This window comes from Vibrio sp. 1401, from assembly GCF_033340295.1.
The window spans coordinates 1-728 of sequence record NZ_JAWOWF010000324.1 but is presented as its reverse complement, the minus strand read 5'-3'; the positions used below and the strand labels follow the sequence as shown (position 1 = coordinate 728).

The window sequence follows — 728 nt, the reverse complement described above, 5'->3', positions numbered from 1 at the left end:
GTATAGCATAATGCAATTAAAGCTCAGTGATCGACTTTTCCCGTCAATAGCCCTACTATTCATCGCGAGATCAACGACCAAGAAACGCGCGCTGCGCAAAGTGAACAAAAACCCTATGATTACCTTCTCTGATATTCAGTTACTGCGTGGCGGTAAACCTCTTTTAGACCAAGCATCGGCAACCATTCACCCAGGTGACAAAGTGGGTCTGGTTGGCAAAAACGGCTGTGGTAAATCGACCTTATTTGCTCTACTGAAAGATGAACTGTCGATTGACGCGGGCTCGTTCAGCCAACCTCAGCATTGGGAATTGGCGTGGGTAGCGCAGGAAACACCGGCTTTAGAACGCAGCGCACTGGAATACGTCATTGATGGTGATCGCGAATACCGCGGTCTTGAGCAACAGCTAGCGGTTGCCGAAGAAAAAGACAACGGTACGCTGGTGGCAGAAATTCACGGCAAGATCGAAACCATTGGCGGTTATAGCATCCGTGCCCGTGCGGCAGAATTGCTTGACGGCCTTGGCTTTAGCCAAGAACAGATGAGCTGGAACTTAACTCAGTTCTCTGGTGGTTGGCGTATGCGCCTTAACTTGGCTCAAGCACTATTGTGTCGTTCCGATCTACTACTGCTCGACGAACCAACCAACCACTTGGATTTGGACGCCGTAATGTGGCTAGAACGCTGGCTGCAAAACTACCCTGGCACACTGATCTTGATCTCGCACG

At 50.1% G+C, this 728-nt stretch carries 1 protein-coding gene; it reads left to right on the top strand.

Annotated features, from left to right (window positions below):
• Window positions 1–115: 115 nt before the first annotated feature.
• Window positions 116–728, top strand: a 613-nt coding sequence (locus R7Z77_RS25410) for an ATP-binding cassette domain-containing protein (protein WP_318137054.1), incomplete at its 3' end; no start/stop codon positions are given.